The sequence below is a fragment of the Amycolatopsis sp. lyj-84 genome (assembly GCF_046549075.1).
Taxonomy (GTDB): domain Bacteria; phylum Actinomycetota; class Actinomycetes; order Mycobacteriales; family Pseudonocardiaceae; genus Amycolatopsis.
Genome location: NZ_JAJPWO010000018.1, coordinates 13934 through 30913 on the forward strand (window position 1 = coordinate 13934; position 16980 = coordinate 30913).

Here is a 16980-nt window from a genome sequence, read left to right on the forward strand (position 1 = left end):
GAAAAGCGACGGCGAATCCGAGGTTGGTCTGATGCAGCTACGAACAGTCGCCACGGCGGCGAACGAGAAAGGCGTCATCGAATCCGGTCGGCTCATCGAGCCGGCGTCCCCCTTGCAACCCGCGGTGCTGCAGGCCATCTCAGCGATGCACGCGAGGTATTTCGACCCGATCACCTTGGGTGACCTGGCATCCGAAGTCTTCGTCAGCCCGTTCCACTTCTCGCGGATCTTCACCAAGGCGACCGGGGTGACCCCCGGCCGGTACCTCACCGCGATCCGGCTCTTCGAAGCGAAACGACTGTTGCTGACGACCTCGCTGACGGTGTCGGACATCGTGTGCAGCGTCGGCTACAGCAGTGTCGGCACGTTCACCAGCCGCTTCACCCGTGCGGTCGGGATGACCCCGACCCAGTACCGCGACCCCGAGGTCGGCAAGCTGCTCGTGGCGCTGGCCCCGCATTTCCAGCGCCTCCCCACCCTGGAGGCGTTGCACAGCGCCGGAATGGGCTGCGCCACGATGCGCAGCGGTACCGGCACGATCAGCGTGCGCGTCGAGACCCCGCGCGGGGCGGGCCCGGCGAGTGTCCTCATCGGACTGTTCGCCGAGTCGATCCCGCAGTGCGGCCCGGTCGCGTTCGGCGGCAGGGCCAACGTCCTGTCCGCGGACATCGAGATCCAGAACGTCCCTGAAGGCCGGTGGACCGTCATCGCGGTCGCCGAGCACGCCGCGGGGACGGCGGCCTCTTCGTTCTCCGTCGGCACCCTTCCCGCTCGCGTCGACATCACCCGATTCGGCCGGGTCCACCTGCGGATGCCGATGCGCACCCCGCTGCCGACCGACGCCCCGATGGCGATCACCCTGGCGGGCGGGCCCGCTTCGTCCGGCAACCGGATGACCATGCCCGCTCCCGGCTACCTCCGTGCGGTGGCCTGACCGAACGCTTTGTTCCCGCGTTCTCCCGGTCACGCAAAACGGGAGAACGCGGGCGCAACCGTGGAGTAGCTGCTCCATCGCCGCACATGTGAGCCTTTAACCAGTCCTTTTTGAATCCGAATCCACCCGATAGGGGGAGAGTGCGTTGGGCAATGGTTGGCGCACGTTCAGACGTCGCATGATCACACCGGATGTCTCCGAGACGTCGCTGGACAAGCGGGGTTTCCACAAGAAAAGCCCAGCCGCTCAAGAATTGCTGGAGACCGTCGGTGAGAAATTCCTGCTCGGCTACGCGCACGCTGTCGAAGCGCGCACCGTCGAGCAGGCGGAAGAATGGCTCGAAAGTATTCCGGTGAAATACCGCGGCTTCGCCTACGAGGGCGCGGGAATGGGGTACGGAATGCTGGACGGGCTGCCGGGAGGCGGCCGCGGGCACATCGCGGACTTCCTCGCCGGTCCCGGCGAGAAGCACGACTACATCATCTACGTCGGTGTCGGCTGGGCGATGGCGCGGCTGCCGCGTTTCCGCTGGCCGTCCGCCGAGGACTTCGACCCGTTGCTGCGCTGGCTGGTGCTCGACGGGTACGGCTTCCACCAGGCCTACTTCAAGACCGCCAAGTACATCGACGGCCAGTTCCAGGACCCGGACTTCAACTGGCCCGCCGGCAACAACGGGTATTCGCTGCGGGCGATCGACCAGGGCATCGGCCGGGCGCTGTGGTTCATCTGCGGTACCGACGTCGATCTGGTCACCGAGGCGATCGCGAGATTCCCCGAGCGGCGTCACGGGGATCTCTACGCCGGTGTCGGGCTCGCCTCGACCTACGCGTGCGGTGTCACCTCCGACGAGCTGCTGAAGCTGGCCGAGTTCGCCGGTGAACACCGGGGGAACCTGGCACAGGGCAGCGCTTTCGCCGCCGAGGCCCGCGTCCGGGCCGGGCTGCTGATCCCCGAGACCGAGGTCGCCACGCAGGCGATCTGCGGGCTGCCGGCCGAACGCGCCGCGGCCATCACCCAGGAAGTTCGCCCCGCCGTGGTCCGCGACGGTGAGCTCCCGCATTTCGAAACCTGGCGACAGCACATCGCCGCCGAGGTACTCACTTCTGGAGGTGCAGGCAAATGAGGTCGACCCTGGGCTGGCTCCGCAAGCAGCTTGCGGGCATCGTGGCGCTCTTGCTGATGGCGGGACTCTTCGTGGTGGCGCAGCTGCCGACGGTCTCCACCGCCGAGGCGGACACCATGGCCTCCAAGTACGCGTTCGAACCCTTGACGATCGCCCTGCCGGAAGCGGCGAAGAGCCAGTCGATCCGCACGGTGAACAAGGAATACGAACACATCCGAGCCTGGATCTCGTCGGTCGGCGCCGCGATCGCGGTCAACGATCTCGACGGGGACAAGCTCGCCAACGACCTGTGCTTCGTGGACCCGCGCAGCGACCAGGTGGTCGTCACCCCGACGCCGGGCAAGGGCGGCGACCGGTACGCGCCGTTCGCGCTCGACGCGGCGCCGCTGCCGATGGGCAAGTACATCGCCCCGATGGGCTGTGTGCCGGGCGACTTCAACGAGGACGGCCGGGTCGACCTGCTGGCCTACTACTGGGGCCGCACGCCGATCGTGTTCCTCGCCAAGCCGTCCGCGACCACGCTCGCCACCAAGTCCTACGTGCCGGTGGAACTGGTGCCGGGCAACAACGTCAAGAACGGCGAGTACTCCGGTCCACTGTGGAACACCAACGCCGCGACCGTCGGTGACTTCGACGGCGACGGCCACCAGGACATCTTCATCGGCAACTACTTCCCCGACAGCGCGGTCCTCGACGACCGGGTCGAGGGCGGGGTCGAGATGAACAAGTCCATGTCGCACGCCGACAACGCGGGCGGCAAGTACATCTTCCGCTTCACCGGCGCCGCCCCGAAGGGCGACCAGCCCTCGGTCACCTTCGAATGCGACGACCAGGCCATCCCGGCCGACGCCCGCGGTGGCTGGGCACTGGCCGTCAGCGCGACCGACGTCGACGGGGACAACCTGCCGGAGCTCTACATCGGCAACGACTTCGGTCACGACCGCCTGCTGTACAACAAGTCCACGGCGGGCAAGACCTCCTTCGCCGAAGTGAAGGGCGTCCGCGGCGCCACCGAACCCAAGTCGAAGGTGGTCGGCAACGACTCCTTCAAGGGCATGGGCGTCGACTTCGGCGACCTGAACCACGACGGCCTCTACGACATGTACGTCAGCAACATCACGACGTCTTGGGGCATCGAGGAAAGCCACTTCCAGTTCATGAACACCGCCAAGGACACCGCGGATCTGCGCGGCCGTCTGCAGGGCGGCGAGGCGCCGTGGGTGGACCGCAGCGCACAGGCGGGCACCGCGTGGTCCGGCTGGGGCTGGGACGTCAAGATCGCCGACTACAACAACAGCGGCGAATCGGTGATCACCCAGGCGACCGGCTTCGTCAAGGGCGACGTCAACCGCTGGCCGCAGCTGCAGGAACTGGCGACGTCCAACGACGAACTGCTCAAGCACCCCACCTTCTGGCCGAACATGCGGGCCGGTGACGACGTCGGCGGCGACCACACCCTGCACTTCTGGGCCAAGAGCTCCGACGGCCGCTACACCGACCTGGCCCCGCGCCTCGGTCTCGCGGTCCCGGTGCCCACCCGCGGTATCGCCACCGGCGACGCCGACGGTGACGGCAAGCTCGACTTCGCCGTGGCCCGCCAGTGGGAGCAGCCGATCTTCTACCACAACGTCAGCCCCGACTCGGGTTCGTACCTGAACCTGAAGCTGCTGCACGACATCCCCGCCGCGGCGGGCGCGCTGAAGGCGGGTGGCACCGCGGCCATCGGCGCCCAGGTCACCGTCATCACCCCCGACGGCAAGAAGTACATCGACCGCGTCGACGGCGGCAGCGGCCACTCCGGCAAGCGCAGCCACGAGGTGCAGATCGGCCTCGGCAAGGTCACCGGGCCGGTGAAGGTCTGCGTGCAGTGGCGCGACCTGACCGGGCAGATCCGCATGCAGGAGATCCAGCTGGCCCCGGGTAGCCACACGCTGCAGCTCGGCTCCCAGGTGAAGGAGAAATGACCGTCATGGCTGAGCAGACACTCACCGCACCGAAGAGCAACAAGACGATCACGGCCCTTCGCCGGTTCGCGATCTCGATCTCGATCTTCAACATCATCGGCTACACCGTGCTCGGTTTCGAGCAGCCGTGGGTCTATCCGTTCATCGCCCTCGGCACCGCCTACACCACGGAAATCCTGCTGGAGATCATCGGCGCACGAGTACAGGGCCGTGACGTCCGCTTCCGCGGCAACGGGTTCAAGGGACTGGTGGAGTTCCTGTTCCCCGCGCACATCACCGGTCTCGCGCTGAACATGCTGACCTACGTCAACGACCAGGTCTTCGTGATGATCTTCGGCGTGGTGGTGGCCGTCGGCGCCAAGTGGGTCCTCCAGGCCCCGGTGCGCGGCAGGCTCCGGCACTACATGAACCCGTCGAACTTCGGCATCACGATCATCCTGCTGGTGTTCCCCTGGGCGAGCATCGCGCCGCCCTACCACTTCACCGAGCAGGTCGACTCGTGGGTCGGCTGGCTGATCGTCGGCATCATCATGATCTCGGGCACCGTGCTCAACGCGATGCTGACCCAGCGGATGTGGCTGATCGGCGCCTGGCTGATCACGTTCGCGCTGCAGGCGATCATCCGTGGCCTGGTGTTCGACACCGCGATCCCCGGCGCGCTCGGGATGATGACCGGGGTGGCGTTCGTGCTCTACACGAACTACATGGTCACCGACCCCGGTACGACGCCGTCGAAGCCCGCGTCGCAGGTCCTGTTCGGTTCGGGTGTGGCGCTGGCCTACGGGTTCTTCATGATCGTCCACGTCTCGTACGGCCTGTTCCTCGCCACCGCGGGGGTCTGCCTGATCCGCGGCCTGTTCCTGTGGGGCCTGCACTTCTCGCAGAAGGCCACCGCGAAGTGGGAGGCCGAGCAGGCGAAGTCGGCCGAGGTCACGAGCCTGCCCAAGCCGGCCGAAAAGCCGGAAACCGAAGAAACCGGGGCCGTGGCGGCATGACCACCGGTGCGGAAACCACCCGGGGGGCGCGTCTCGCGCCCCCCGGGCCGCCGCGCCGGGCGACCTTCGGTCTGCTGAAGAAGCTCTTCACCGACCGGCTGGCGCTCATGTCGGACTCGGCGGGGAACTACGGCGACGTCGTCCGGATCGCGATCGGTCCCAAGACGATGTACCTGGTGAACCACCCCGAGCTGGCGAAACACGTGCTCGCGGACAACGCGGCCAACTACCACAAGGGAATCGGCCTCCAAGAGGCGCGGCGGGCCCTCGGCGACGGGCTGCTCACCAGCGACGGCGACGTCTGGAAGAAGCAGCGCCGGACGATCCAGCCGGTGTTCCAGCCCAAGCGGATCGCGCGGCAGGCCTCGGTCGTCGCGAACGAGGTCGAAGGTCTCGTGAAACACCTGCGGGACACCAAGGGACCGGTGGAGATCCTGCACGAGATGACCGGGCTGACGCTCGGGGTGCTCGGCAAGACACTGCTCGACGCGGACCTCGGCGGGTTCACCTCGCTGGGGCACTCGTTCGAAGCCGTGCAGGACCAGGCGATGTTCGAAGCGGTGACCCTGAGCATGGTCCCGCAGTGGGCCCCGCTGAAGAAACAACTGCGGTTCAAGGAATCGCGGAACGATCTCCGCCGGATCGCCGAGGAACTCGTCGAGCAGCGGCTGGCGAATCCGGTCGAAGGCGGTGAGGACGTGCTTTCGCGTCTCATCGCCACCGACGGGACCCTCGAGCAGATGCGCGACGAGCTCATCACCCTGCTGCTGGCCGGGCACGAGACGACGGCGAGCACGCTGGGCTGGGCGTTCCACCTGCTCGACGAACATCCCGACGTCGCGGCGAAACTGCGCGCCGAGGCGGACGAGGTCCTCGGCGACCAGTTGCCGACGCATGACGACCTGCACCGGTTGCCCTACACGGCACGGGTGGTCGAGGAGGTCATGCGGCTGTACCCGCCGGTGTGGCTGCTGCCGCGGGTGGCGCAGGCCGACGACGAGATCGGCGGCTATCACATCCCCGCCGGCTCCGACGTCGTCGTCGTGCCCTACACGCTGCACCGCCACCCGGACTTCTGGCCGGACCCCGAGAAGTTCGACCCGGACCGGTTCGATCCGGACCGGCCGAGCGGGCGGCCCCGGTACGCCTACATCCCGTTCGGCGCCGGGCCGCGGTTCTGCATCGGCAACAGCCTCGGCGTGATGGAGGCCGTTTTCGTGCTGACGATGGTCTTGCGGGACCTCGAGCTCAAGAAGCTGCCGGGTTACGAAGTCGTACCCGAGGCGATGCTGTCGTTGCGGGTGCGCGGCGGCCTGCCGATGACCGTGCACACCAGGAACAGGAGGTAGGTTCCGTGGATTCGGACGAACAGGTCAAGGTGTCCACTTTGGAGGCCTACGCGGACACGATCGTGCCGGGGGAGAAGCGGTTCCCCGACGACCACGCGATCGCCGGCGCTTCGGCGGGGGCGGGCGCGGTCGTCGCGGGCGCGCTCGAACTGCTGCACACCGAGGCGACCGGGGTGACCGTCGGACTGCCCTACCTGGCGCAGGCCCTCAACGATCACGCGAAGGTCTACGCCAAGGAACACGACCTCAGCCTGGACGAGACGCTGCCGTCGTTCGTCGCACTGTCCTTCGTGGACAGGACGGCGCTGGTGCGGTCGCTGACCGCGCCGGGCCATCCGGAGAAGGACGGCTGGGTCAGCCTCGCGTTGTTCTGCAACATGTCCTTCGACAGCGCGGCGCACAAGCACACCGCCGAAGCCATCGCCGAAGGCCACCCCGGCCTGCTGGCGATGGGGTACACCGCCCCCGACGAGGACGGCCTGTGGCGGTTCCCGAAGTTCTCCTACCGCCGTGAACTCGCGCAACTCCACCCCGACACCACGCCCTCCGGGAGCCCCGCATGAACGCGTACGACAAGACCGACGTCGTCATCGTCGGCAGCGGGTTCGGTGGCTCCATCCCCGCCTACCACTTGGCCGCGGGCGGGGCCAAGGTCACCGTGCTGGAACGTGGTCCGTGGCTGGAGACGAAGGATTTCGAGCACGACTACCTGCTCGGTTCGTCCTACACCCGCGCGTTCGACTTCGTCGTCGGCGACGGGATGAGCGTGCTGGGCGGGAACTGCGTCGGCGGCGGCAGCGTGGTGTACTTCGCCGCGATGCCGCGGGCACCGAAGTTCGTCTTCGAGCGGCACGGCAGCATCGGCAGGCGCATGTGGCCGTCGGCGCTGACGAGGGACTCGCTGGAACCTTGGTACGACCGGGTTTCGGATTCGCTCCCGGTGTCCAAACAGGACTGGAACGACGTCTCGTACGCAGGCGGCCTGTGGGCCGCGTTCTGCGACCACTCGGGGCGGACCGCCAACCCGGCGCCGGTCGCGGTGGACAACGACCGCTGTGTGAACTGCAACTTCATGATGGCAGGCTGCCGGTTCGACGCGAAACGCTCGCTGCTGACCAACTACCTGCCCGCCGCGCTCGCGCACGGCGCGAAGATCCGGCCGCTGCACGAGGTCCAGCGGATCGAGCGGATCGACGACGGCGACTACCGCGTGCACTTCAACATCGTCGACGACACGGACTACCGGGCGCAGACCGGCAGCGGGACGATCGACGCGAAGGTCGTCATCATCGCGGCGGGCGCCGGGGCGACCCCGGTGATCCTGCAGCGTTCCGAGTCGGCGCTGGGCACCATGCCGCACGCGGTCGGCCGGTACTTCTCGGGCAACGGTGAGCGGCTCAACACCGCGATCATCGACGAGGAGCGGGTCCGCGAGGTGCTCGGCCTGTCCCGTGAGGACGGGAAGGTCTACGAGGCCAACCACATCGGCAAGGGCCCGACCGTGGCGAACTGGGACAAACTCGACGGTTCGCTGCCGGAGTACGAGCGGTACTCGCTGGAGCAGCTGTACTTCCCGCCCGGGCTCGGCACGATCCTCGCGCAGGTGCCGGACGGTGACGAACCGCGCTGGTTCGGTACGCAGAAGAAGGAGATCCTCAAGCAGTGGGCCTCCTGGCTGACCATCTTCCTGATGACCGAGGACGACAACGAGGGCGTCTTCGGCGCGCCGCCGCCCACCGGCAACGCCTATCGCATCTCACAGCAGATGCTCGGCCGCGGCCCGCTGAAGTACGACCCGACGCCGAACACCCTGCACGGCTGGGCACTGGCCGACGCGGAGTGCAAGGAGATTCTCGAGAAGGACGGCCTGGCGAAGGTGGCGCCGTGGACCAACGACGTCGTCGGCGCGTACACCGTGCACCCGCTGGCGTCCTGCCGGATCGGTGACGACCCGGAGACCTCGGCGCTGCACCCGAACCACGAACTCCGCAATCACCCCGGGATCTTCGTGACCGACAGCGCTTCCGTGCCGGGCGCGCTGACGGTGAACCCGGCGATGACGATCGCGGCGCTGGCCGAACGTTCGGTGCCGGGCATCGTGCGGGCACTGCAGGCTCGCGGCGTCGACGTCACCTACGGCGCCCCGGCCCCGGACGGTTCCATCACCGGGCGGCGAGCGGTCAGCAAGCTGTCGCTGGTCGCCGGGAGCTGATCATGACACCGAAAGTGGTGCAACTCGCCTTGAGGCGGTCTCTGCGCGAGGTCCGGCACGTCCGGCCGGTTCCGGCCGGCCGGGCGACCGGGCTCGTGCGCGACGTCTACCGCCAGGTGGAACGGGACTTCGGCATGCTGGCGCCGCCGGTCGCGCTGCATTCGCCGTCCCCTCCCGTGCTCGCGGCCGTCTGGTCGATGCTGCGGGAATCACTGGTGGCGGACGGGGCGACGAGCCGGGCGGACCGGGAGATCGTCGCGACCCTGGTGTCGCAGGGGAATTCGTGTCCCTACTGCGTCGAAGTCCACGGGATGGCGCTGGACTCGCTCGGGCGGTCTTCGGTGACCGAGGCGATCGAGGCGGGCCGCCCGGTGGCGGATCCGCGGGCCACGGCGTCCTCCGCCGCGGCCCGGGCCGAGCTGACCGCGGTCGCGTTCTCGTTCCACTACCTGAACCGGGTGGTGAGCGTGTTCCTCGGGCCGTCGCCGCTGCCTCCGTCCGTGCCGGATTCCGCGCGTTCCAAAGCGAAGTCCGTGCTCGGCCGGTTCCTGAAGCCGGTCTCGGGGGCTTCTCCGGGACTCTCTTTGGACTTCCTGCCCGCCGGGTCGCAGGATTTCGCCTGGGCCGCGGGAAATCCGGTCGTCGCGGATGCGTTCTCGCGTGCCTCGTCGGCCTTCGCATCGTTGACGATCTCTCCTGCCGTGCGGGATGTCGTCCTCCGGGAGCTGTCCACTTGGGACGGTTCGCCGCCGGGGCTGAGCCGGTCTTGGGTGGATTCCGTCGATGATCCGGTCGCCCGGCTGGCCCTGGTGGTCGCGAAGGCGGCCTATCAGGTGGACGACGCCTTGGTCGCCGCCGCGGGCCTGGCCGATCGAGAGCTGATCGAGCTCGTGGGGTGGTCGGCATTCGCCGCCGCGCAACGATGCGTCGCCGTCTCCGCGCAAGTAGTCGACTGATCGCGCGGGTTCAGGAGAAGACCGCGTGCACCATCGCGGGCGATCCTGAGTGGACGGATCGAGCACCGAAGGAAGCGAGCCGGGAGCACCTGCGTCGCCCGGAGCCGGCTTCCAGGCGCACGAAACGGTCCGGACGATCACGGCGGCCGTCACGGGGAGCAGATTCCCGTGGCGGCCGCCGGATTCGTTGGCCCGGCTTCAACAACATGAGAGAAGACTGCCGGCCCCGCTCAGGGTCATGCTTGACGGGACTGCAGATGCGGGCGGCACCCGCGTTTCTGGGGACAGAGCGGGCGCCGAGACCGGATTCCGTGACTTGAGTGGTTGAGAGCTAGGGGAGTGCGGTGGCATGAGCGTTGAGCGGATTTCGATTGTCGGTATCGGTCTTCGATACCCGGACGCCGGGTCCCCGGATGAACTGTGGGAGAACGTCCTCGCCGGCCGCCGGGCGTTCCGGAGACTGCCCGACGAGCGGATGAACCGCGAGGACTACTACTCGCCGGACCCTGAGGCTTCGGACCGTTTCTACGCCCAGAAGGCCGCGGTCCTCCGCGACTACGAGTTCGACCGGATCAAGTACAAGGTCGCGGGCAGCACGTTCCGTTCGACCGACACCACGCACTGGCTCGCCCTCGACGTCGCCGCGCAGGCCTTGGCGGACGCGGGTTTCCCGGAGGGTGACGGGCTGCCGAGGCCCGCGACCGGCGTGGTCATCGGCAACAGTCTCACCGGTGAGTTCTCGCGCGCCAACATCATGCGGCTGCGCTGGCCGTACGTGCGCCGCACGGTCGCGGCGGCGCTCGCCGAGCGTGGCTGGGCCGAGGGTGACACCGCGGAGTTCCTCCACGACCTCGAGGCGCAGTACAAGGCGCCGTTCCCCGAGATCGACGAGGATTCGCTCGCGGGCGGGCTGGCGAACACGATCGCCGGCCGCGTCTGCAACTTCTTCGACTTCGGCGGTGGCGGATTCACCGTGGACGGCGCTTGCTCGTCGTCGCTGCTTTCCGTGGTCACCGCGGCGAACGCGCTCTCGGAAGGCGACCTCGACGTCGCCATCGCGGGCGGGGTCGACTTGTCGATCGACCCGTTCGAGGTGATCGGTTTCGCCAAGACCGGCGCGCTCGCCAAACGCGAGATGAAGGTCTACGACGCCGACTCCAACGGTTTCTGGCCCGGTGAGGGCTCCGGCATGCTCGTCCTGATGCGCGAGGACGACGCGATCGCGCAGGGCAAGCGGATCTACGCCTCGATCGGCGGCTGGGGTGTCTCGTCCGACGGCAAGGGCGGCATCACCCGACCCGAGGCGTCGGGTCACCGCCTCGCGTTGAAGCGGGCTTATGACAAGGCCGGCTACGGCGTCGAGACCGTCTCCTACTTCGAGGGCCACGGCACCGGCACCGCTTTGGGCGACGCCACCGAGATCGAGGCGCTCTCCACCGCCCGCCGCGACGCCGACCCGCTCGCCGACCGTGCCGCGCTGAGCACGATCAAGGGCAACATCGGCCACACCAAGGCCGCGGCCGGGGTCGCCGGGCTGATCAAGGCCACCCTGGCGGTCTACCACCAGGTCATCCCGCCCGCCACCGGCCACTTCGACCCGCACGAGTCGCTCGTCGGCGACTCCGCGCGGATGTACGTCCCGGCCGAGGCCGGGCTGTGGCCCTCGGACCACCCGGTCCGCGCGGGTGTCTCGGCGATGGGCTTCGGCGGGATCAACTCGCACGTCACCGTCACCGAGGCCCCCGGCGCCGCGCGCCGCAAGGAACTCGACGAGAAGACCCGGTCGCTGGTCGCCGGACGGCAGGACAGCGAACTGCTGCTGCTCGACGCCGACGACGCGGCCTCGCTGCGCGGTCAGGTGACCGGGCTGCTGGAGGTCGTGCCCAAGCTTTCACTCGCCGAGCTCGCGGACCTCGCCGGCACGCTTTCCGCGGAACTGTCCGGAAAGCCCGTGCGAGCCGCGATCGTCGCGACCAACCCGGAGGACGCCGAGCGCAAGCTCTCGAAACTCCTCGACCTTCTCGGCGAGGGTGAGCCGGAAGTATTTTCCTCAAGCGAGGGCATCTTCGCGAGCTCGCGCTCCAAGGGGCCGAAGATCGGCTTCCTGTTCCCCGGTCAGGGTTCCGGGCAGGGCACGGTCGGCGCGGTGCGCAAACGCTTCGCCCACGCCGACGACATCTACCGCGCCGCGGGCCTGTCCACCGGCGCCGACCAGGTCGCCACCGACGTCGCCCAGCCCCGGATCGTCACCGGTTCTCTCGCCGGGCTCCGGGTCCTGAAGAGCCTCGGCATCGAGGCCCAGACCGTCGCGGGCCACAGCCTCGGAGAGCTCACCTCGCTGCACTGGGGCGGCGCGCTCACCGAACGCGAAGTCCTCGCGCTGGCCAAGATCCGCGGCAGGGTGATGGCGACCGCGAGCGACGGAAACGGTGCCATGGCGGCGATCTCCGCCACACCGGGTGTCGCCGAGCGGCTCGCGGAGGGCGAAGAGGTCGTCATCGCGGGCTACAACGCGCCCGAACAGACCGTCCTTTCCGGACCGGCGGAGGCGATCGACCGGGTGGTCGCCCGCGCTCGCGCCGAGGGTGTCACCGCCGCTCGCATCAACGTCTCGCACGCGTTCCACTCACCCGCGGTCGTCCCGGCCGCCGCGGCGATGACCGAGGAACTCGCCGCGTTCGACTTCACCAGGCTCGACCGGCCCGTCGTCTCCACGGTGACCGGTGACGTCCTGCACGCCGCCGAAGACCTGCGCGATCTGCTGCGCGACCAGGTGGTCCTGCCGGTCCGCTTCCGTGAGGCGGCCGCGAAGGTCGCCGAGCGCAGCGACCTGGTGATCGAGGTCGGTCCCGGCCGGGTGCTCACCGGTCTGTTCCGCCAGATCGCGCCCGGCACCCCGGTGCTCCCGCTCGACACCGACAGCCCGACGCTGGCCGCGGTGCTCAAGGTCGCCGGTGCCGCGTTCGCCTTCGGCGCCCCGCTGGAGACCTCCGCGCTCTTCGCCGGCCGCGTCGTCCGGGCACTGCCCGCCGACGGTGTCTTCAACTTCCTGGCCAGCCCGTGCGAGGCGGCGCCGTCCATCGGCGCGGTACTGACTCGCGACCGCGTCGCCGCGCCGGAAGAGGCGGCACCGGCGGGGGAGGCCTCCGAAAGCGGCGGCAGCAGCACGCTCGACCTGTTGCGCAAGCTCGCTTCCGAACGCGTCGAACTGCCGCTCGAAGCGGTCACCGCCGACACGCACCCGCTCGACGACCTGCACCTTTCGTCGATCACCGTCGGCCAGCTGGTCAACGACGTGACCCGCGCGCTCGGCCGCCCGGCACTCGAGGGCATGCCGAACTTCGCCACCGTCTGTCTCGGCGAACTCGCCGAGATGATCGACGAACTGGCACAGACCGCCAAACCCGCCGACAGCAACCAGGCCGAGGTCGCCGGGGTCGGCCCGTGGGTCCGGCCGTTCGCGGTCGAGTACGTCGTCGCGCCGAAGCCGGCGCCCGACTTCACCCCGGGCATCTCCACCGCCGGTCTCGCCAGGGCGGAGTGGACGGCGTTCGCCCCGGACGGCCATCCGCTGGCGGAGCCGCTGCGCGCGGCGCTGTCCACCGCGGGTGTCGGCGACGGTGTCCTCCTCTGCTTGAACGAAGACAGCGACGCGGACGACGTCGGGTTGTTCCTGGACGCGGGCCGCGCGGTGCTGGCCGCGCCCAACGGCACGCGGTTCGTCGTGGTGCAGCACGGACTCGGCGCCTCCGGCCTGGCGAAGACGCTTCGCCTGGAGGACCCGTCCGCGCGGACCACGATCGTCGATCTCGCCGACGTGAACCCGGTCGACCCCGAGGCCCTCGGCATCGCGGTGTCCACCGTGGTCACCGAAGTCGCGGCGACCAACGACTTCAGCGAAGTCCGCTACGACCCGGCCGGCGTCCGCACGGTGCCGAAACTGGGCGCCCTCAAACCGTCCGAGGCCGAGGGGACTCCGCTGGGCACCGAAGACGTCCTGCTCGTCACCGGTGGCGGCAAGGGCATCACCGCGGAAAGCGCTTTGGCGCTGGCCAAGGATTCCGGTGCGAAGCTGGCGTTGCTGGGCCGGAGCGATCCCGCCGACGACGCCGAACTTTCGGAGAACCTCAGGCGGATGGCGGCGGCGGGTATCGACTACCGCTACGAGCGCGCCGACGTCACCGCGGCCCAGCAGGTGGCGGACGCCATCGGCCGGATCCAGGCCGAGTTCGGCCCGGTCACCGCGGTCCTGCACGGCGCGGGCCGCAACGAGCCCGCCGCGCTGTTCTCCTTGACCGAGGAGACCTTCCGCAAGACGCTGGCGCCGAAGATCGGCGGCCTCAACGCCGTCCTCGACGCCGTCGACCAGGACAAGATCAAGCTGCTGGTCACCTTCGGCAGCATCATCGGACGGGCGGGCCTGCGCGGTGAGGCGCACTACGCCACGGCCAACGACTGGATGACCGAACTGACCGTGCGGTTCGGCCGCGAACACCCCCGAGCGCGGGCGATCGCACTCGAATGGTCGGTCTGGTCCGGGACCGGGATGGGCGAAAAGCTCGGTGTGGTCAGCGCTTTGATGCGCGACGGCATCACCCCGATCCCGACCGAGGAGGGCATCGAGATCCTCCGCCAGGTCGTCGGCGATCCGGCCGCCCCGTCGGTACTGGTCGTCTGCGGCCGTACCGCGGGGCTGGCCACCCTGCCGGTGGAGAAGCGCGAACTGCCGCTGACCCGCTTCGTCGACCGCGCCGTCGTGCACTATCCGGGGGTCGAGCTGATCACCGAGGCCGACCTTTCGGCGGGCAGCGACCCGTATCTGGCCGACCACCTGCTCGACGGTCAGCTGCTGTTCCCCGCGGTGATCGGCATGGAGGCGATGACCCAGGTCGCCAAGGCCGCGCTGGCCGTGGAAAGCCTGCCGGCACCGGTGTTCTCCGACGTCGAGTTCCTGCGCCCGATCATCGTCTCGCCGGGCGGGTCGACCACGATCCGGCTCGCCGCGCTGGCCAGGGACGCCGAAACGGTGGACGTGGTGCTGCGCAGCGGGGAGACCGGGTTCAGCGCCGACCACTTCCGCGCCAGGCTGCGGTTCTCCCGGCCGGATCCGCTCGGCGAGACGGTGCTCCGCGACGTCGCGCTGCCGCCGGTCCCGGTCGACCCGACGACCGAGCTGTACGGCACGGTTCTCTTCCAGGGCAAGCGATTCCAGCGCGTCACCGGATACCGGCGGGCCAGCGCGCGGCACGCGGTCGCGGAGATCGCGACCGGCGCCGAGGTCGACTGGTTCGCGCCGTTCCTCCCGCAGGAACAGCTCCTGGCCGACCCGGGCACCCGCGACGCGATGATGCACGCCATCCAGTGCTGTGTCCCGGACGCGACCCTGCTGCCGCAAGGAATCGAGCGGCTGTACCTCGCCGAGCCCGGCGAGCAGGACCCGGAGTACGTGCTCCTCGACGCCCGCGAGCGTTCGCAGGACGGCGACAGCTACGTCTACGACCTCGACGTCCGCAACCCGGACGGGACGCTCGTCGAGCGGTGGGAAGGGCTGAAGCTGCGCGCGGTGCGCAAGCGTGACGGTGAAGGGCCTTGGGTCCCGTCGATGCTCGGGTCCTATTTGGAGCGTTCCGTCGAACGGCTGCTCGGCTCGTCCCGCGCGATCGTCGTCGAACCGGATCCGGTGGGCGTTTCCGTGGAGACCACGCCCGAACGGCGGGCGCAGACGGCCTTGGCCGCCGGCCGCGCCGTCGACGCCCCGCTCGAGATCCGCTACCGCCCGGACGGGAAACCGGAGGCCGACGGGGTCGAGGTGAGCGCGTCGCACAGCGCCGACCTCACCCTGGCGATCGCGGGCTCCGGCCAGGTCGCGTGCGACGTCGAGACGGCGATCGAACGGACACCCGAGGACTGGGCCGGTCTGCTCGGCGAGGATCTGCTCGCGGTGGGCGAACTGCTCGCCGCGGACGCCCGCGAGCCGCTTTCGGTCGCGCACACCCGGGTCTGGAGCGCGCTGGAATGCGTGCGCAAGACCGGGGACATGACACAGGCGCTCACCGTGCACCGGGTCGATCCGGACGGCTGGGCGGTGCTTTCCCACGGCAGTGCCCGCATCGCCACCTGGGTGACGACCGTCAACGACCGGACCGATCCCGTCGTCTTCGCGGTGCTCCAGGGAGAGGAAAACTGACATGGCCGACTACTACGAGATCCTCCATACGGTCGGGTTCGAAGAGACCAACCTGGTGGGCAACGTCTACTACGTGAACTACGTGCGCTGGCAGGGCCGGTGCCGCGAGATGTTCCTGAAGGACAAGGCCCCCGCGGTGCTCGAAGAGGTCCGCCACGACCTCAAGCTGTTCACGCTCAAGGTGGATTGCGAGTTCTACGCGGAGATCACCGCGTTCGACGAGCTGTCCATCCGGCTGCGGCTGGAAGAGCTGACCCAGACCCAGATCCAGTTCACCTTCGACTACGTCCACCTCACCGACGAGGGGGAACGGCTGGTCGCGCGGGGACGCCAGCGGATCGCGTGCATGCGCGGGCCCAACACGGCGACGGTGCCCAGCCGGGTCCCGGAGCAGTTGCGTGAGGCGCTGGCCCCGTACACGGTCAACGGCAAGGGGGAGTGACGTGGGCGCTGTGGACCCTGCGGTGGGATCTCAGGAACCCGCGCGGCCGGTGCTGAAACGCCTGCCGACGCCCGCGACACGACGCCGGTTGTCCGCGCAGGCCGGACTGCGGGAGGTGATGGGCCAGTTCGCCACCGGGGTCACCGTGCTGACCGCCGGCGGCGAACGGGCCCACGGGATGACCGCCAACGCGGTCACCTCGGTGTCCCTCGAACCGCCGATGGTGCTGTGCTGCGTTTCCCGCGCGGCCCGGATGCACGAGGCGATCGTGACGGCGGGCTCGTACGCGGTCACGGTGCTGGCGTCGGACCAGAAGGACCTGGCGAAGTACTTCGCGGATTGGCGACGGCCCGCCGGGCTCGCGCAATTCGACTCGGTGGACTGGACGGCGGGTCCGCAGACCGGCGCCCCGCTGCTCAACGGCGCGCTGGCGTGGCTGGAATGCGAGCTCGCCGAGGTCTACGAAGGCGGTGACCACTCGATCTTCCTCGGCAAGGTGGTCGCCTCGAGCCGCGGCACCGGCCAGGACTCGCTGGTCTTCTACGGCGGCGGCTACCACCAGATCGACGGCAGGGTCCGTGCATCCGCCTGAGAGAAAGGAATCGTCATGACCATCAACGAATCCGCCACCGTCCGGCCGGACGGGACGCCCGCCCCGGCGCCCCGTCCGCCGGTGGTGACCACGATGCCTCGGCTCGGACGGGGGGTGTGCTGGCGCGACATCGCGCGCGAGATCGAACTCGACGAGCTCGAGCGTGAAGCCCGCACGAAGGAGGCGGCGTGACCCTGCAAGGTGATCCGGGCGCTCAGCGCACGGA

At 69.1% G+C, this 16980-nt stretch carries 12 protein-coding genes; all 12 read left to right on the forward strand.

Features of this window, described 5'->3' with window-relative positions:
• The first annotated feature begins 31 nt into the window (after nucleotides 1-31).
• The 12 genes from ACLJRM_RS38075 (at nucleotide 32) to ACLJRM_RS38130 (ending at nucleotide 16946) form a co-directional block, all read left to right on the forward strand.
• A complete protein-coding gene (locus tag ACLJRM_RS38075; protein ID WP_410604078.1) occupies nucleotides 32-934 on the forward strand; it encodes a helix-turn-helix transcriptional regulator in 903 nt (300 codons plus the stop codon).
• Between the two features lie 145 nt (nucleotides 935-1079).
• The gene (locus ACLJRM_RS38080; protein ID WP_101605869.1) at nucleotides 1080-2057 is read left to right on the forward strand and encodes a DUF1702 family protein; all 978 of its coding nucleotides are present in this window, start codon (nucleotides 1080-1082) and stop codon (nucleotides 2055-2057) included.
• Nucleotides 2054-4021 (forward strand): CRTAC1 family protein, encoded by a 1968-nt coding sequence (locus ACLJRM_RS38085; RefSeq protein ID WP_410665819.1) that lies wholly within the window; start codon nucleotides 2054-2056, stop codon nucleotides 4019-4021. Before ACLJRM_RS38080 ends, ACLJRM_RS38085 begins: the two co-directional genes overlap by 4 nt.
• Nucleotides 4018-5016 carry an enediyne biosynthesis protein gene (locus tag ACLJRM_RS38090; RefSeq protein ID WP_174720384.1) on the forward strand — a complete coding sequence of 333 codons (999 nt, stop codon included), beginning with the start codon at nucleotides 4018-4020 and terminating at the stop codon, nucleotides 5014-5016. Before ACLJRM_RS38085 ends, ACLJRM_RS38090 begins: the two co-directional genes overlap by 4 nt.
• Nucleotides 5013-6365, forward strand: a complete 1353-nt coding sequence (locus tag ACLJRM_RS38095) for a cytochrome P450 (RefSeq protein ID WP_410665820.1) — start codon at nucleotides 5013-5015, stop codon at nucleotides 6363-6365. The genes ACLJRM_RS38090 and ACLJRM_RS38095 overlap by 4 nt, the downstream gene beginning before the upstream one ends.
• A gap of 5 nt (nucleotides 6366-6370) precedes the next feature.
• A complete protein-coding gene (locus ACLJRM_RS38100) occupies nucleotides 6371-6928 on the forward strand; it encodes a DUF5987 family protein (protein WP_101605872.1) in 558 nt (185 codons plus the stop codon).
• Nucleotides 6925-8577 carry a GMC family oxidoreductase N-terminal domain-containing protein gene (locus ACLJRM_RS38105; RefSeq protein WP_410604083.1) on the forward strand — a complete coding sequence of 551 codons (1653 nt, stop codon included), beginning with the start codon at nucleotides 6925-6927 and terminating at the stop codon, nucleotides 8575-8577. Before ACLJRM_RS38100 ends, ACLJRM_RS38105 begins: the two co-directional genes overlap by 4 nt.
• 2 nt (nucleotides 8578-8579) lie before the next feature.
• Complete coding sequence (locus ACLJRM_RS38110) at nucleotides 8580-9533, forward strand: carboxymuconolactone decarboxylase family protein (protein WP_410665821.1); 954 nt, start codon at nucleotides 8580-8582, stop codon at nucleotides 9531-9533.
• A 349-nt stretch (nucleotides 9534-9882) separates the two neighbouring features.
• Nucleotides 9883-15720 (forward strand): SDR family NAD(P)-dependent oxidoreductase, encoded by a 5838-nt coding sequence (locus ACLJRM_RS38115; RefSeq protein ID WP_410665822.1) that lies wholly within the window; start codon nucleotides 9883-9885, stop codon nucleotides 15718-15720.
• Nucleotide 15721: 1 nt separating this feature from the next.
• Nucleotides 15722-16162, forward strand: a complete 441-nt coding sequence (locus tag ACLJRM_RS38120) for an acyl-CoA thioesterase (RefSeq protein WP_101605876.1) — start codon at nucleotides 15722-15724, stop codon at nucleotides 16160-16162.
• 22 nt (nucleotides 16163-16184) lie between these two features.
• Nucleotides 16185-16754 (forward strand): flavin reductase family protein, encoded by a 570-nt coding sequence (locus tag ACLJRM_RS38125; protein WP_410665823.1) that lies wholly within the window; start codon nucleotides 16185-16187, stop codon nucleotides 16752-16754.
• 15 nt (nucleotides 16755-16769) lie between these two features.
• Nucleotides 16770-16946 carry a DUF6222 family protein gene (locus ACLJRM_RS38130; RefSeq protein WP_168214239.1) on the forward strand — a complete coding sequence of 59 codons (177 nt, stop codon included), beginning with the start codon at nucleotides 16770-16772 and terminating at the stop codon, nucleotides 16944-16946.
• The last annotated feature ends 34 nt before the right edge of the window (nucleotides 16947-16980 follow it).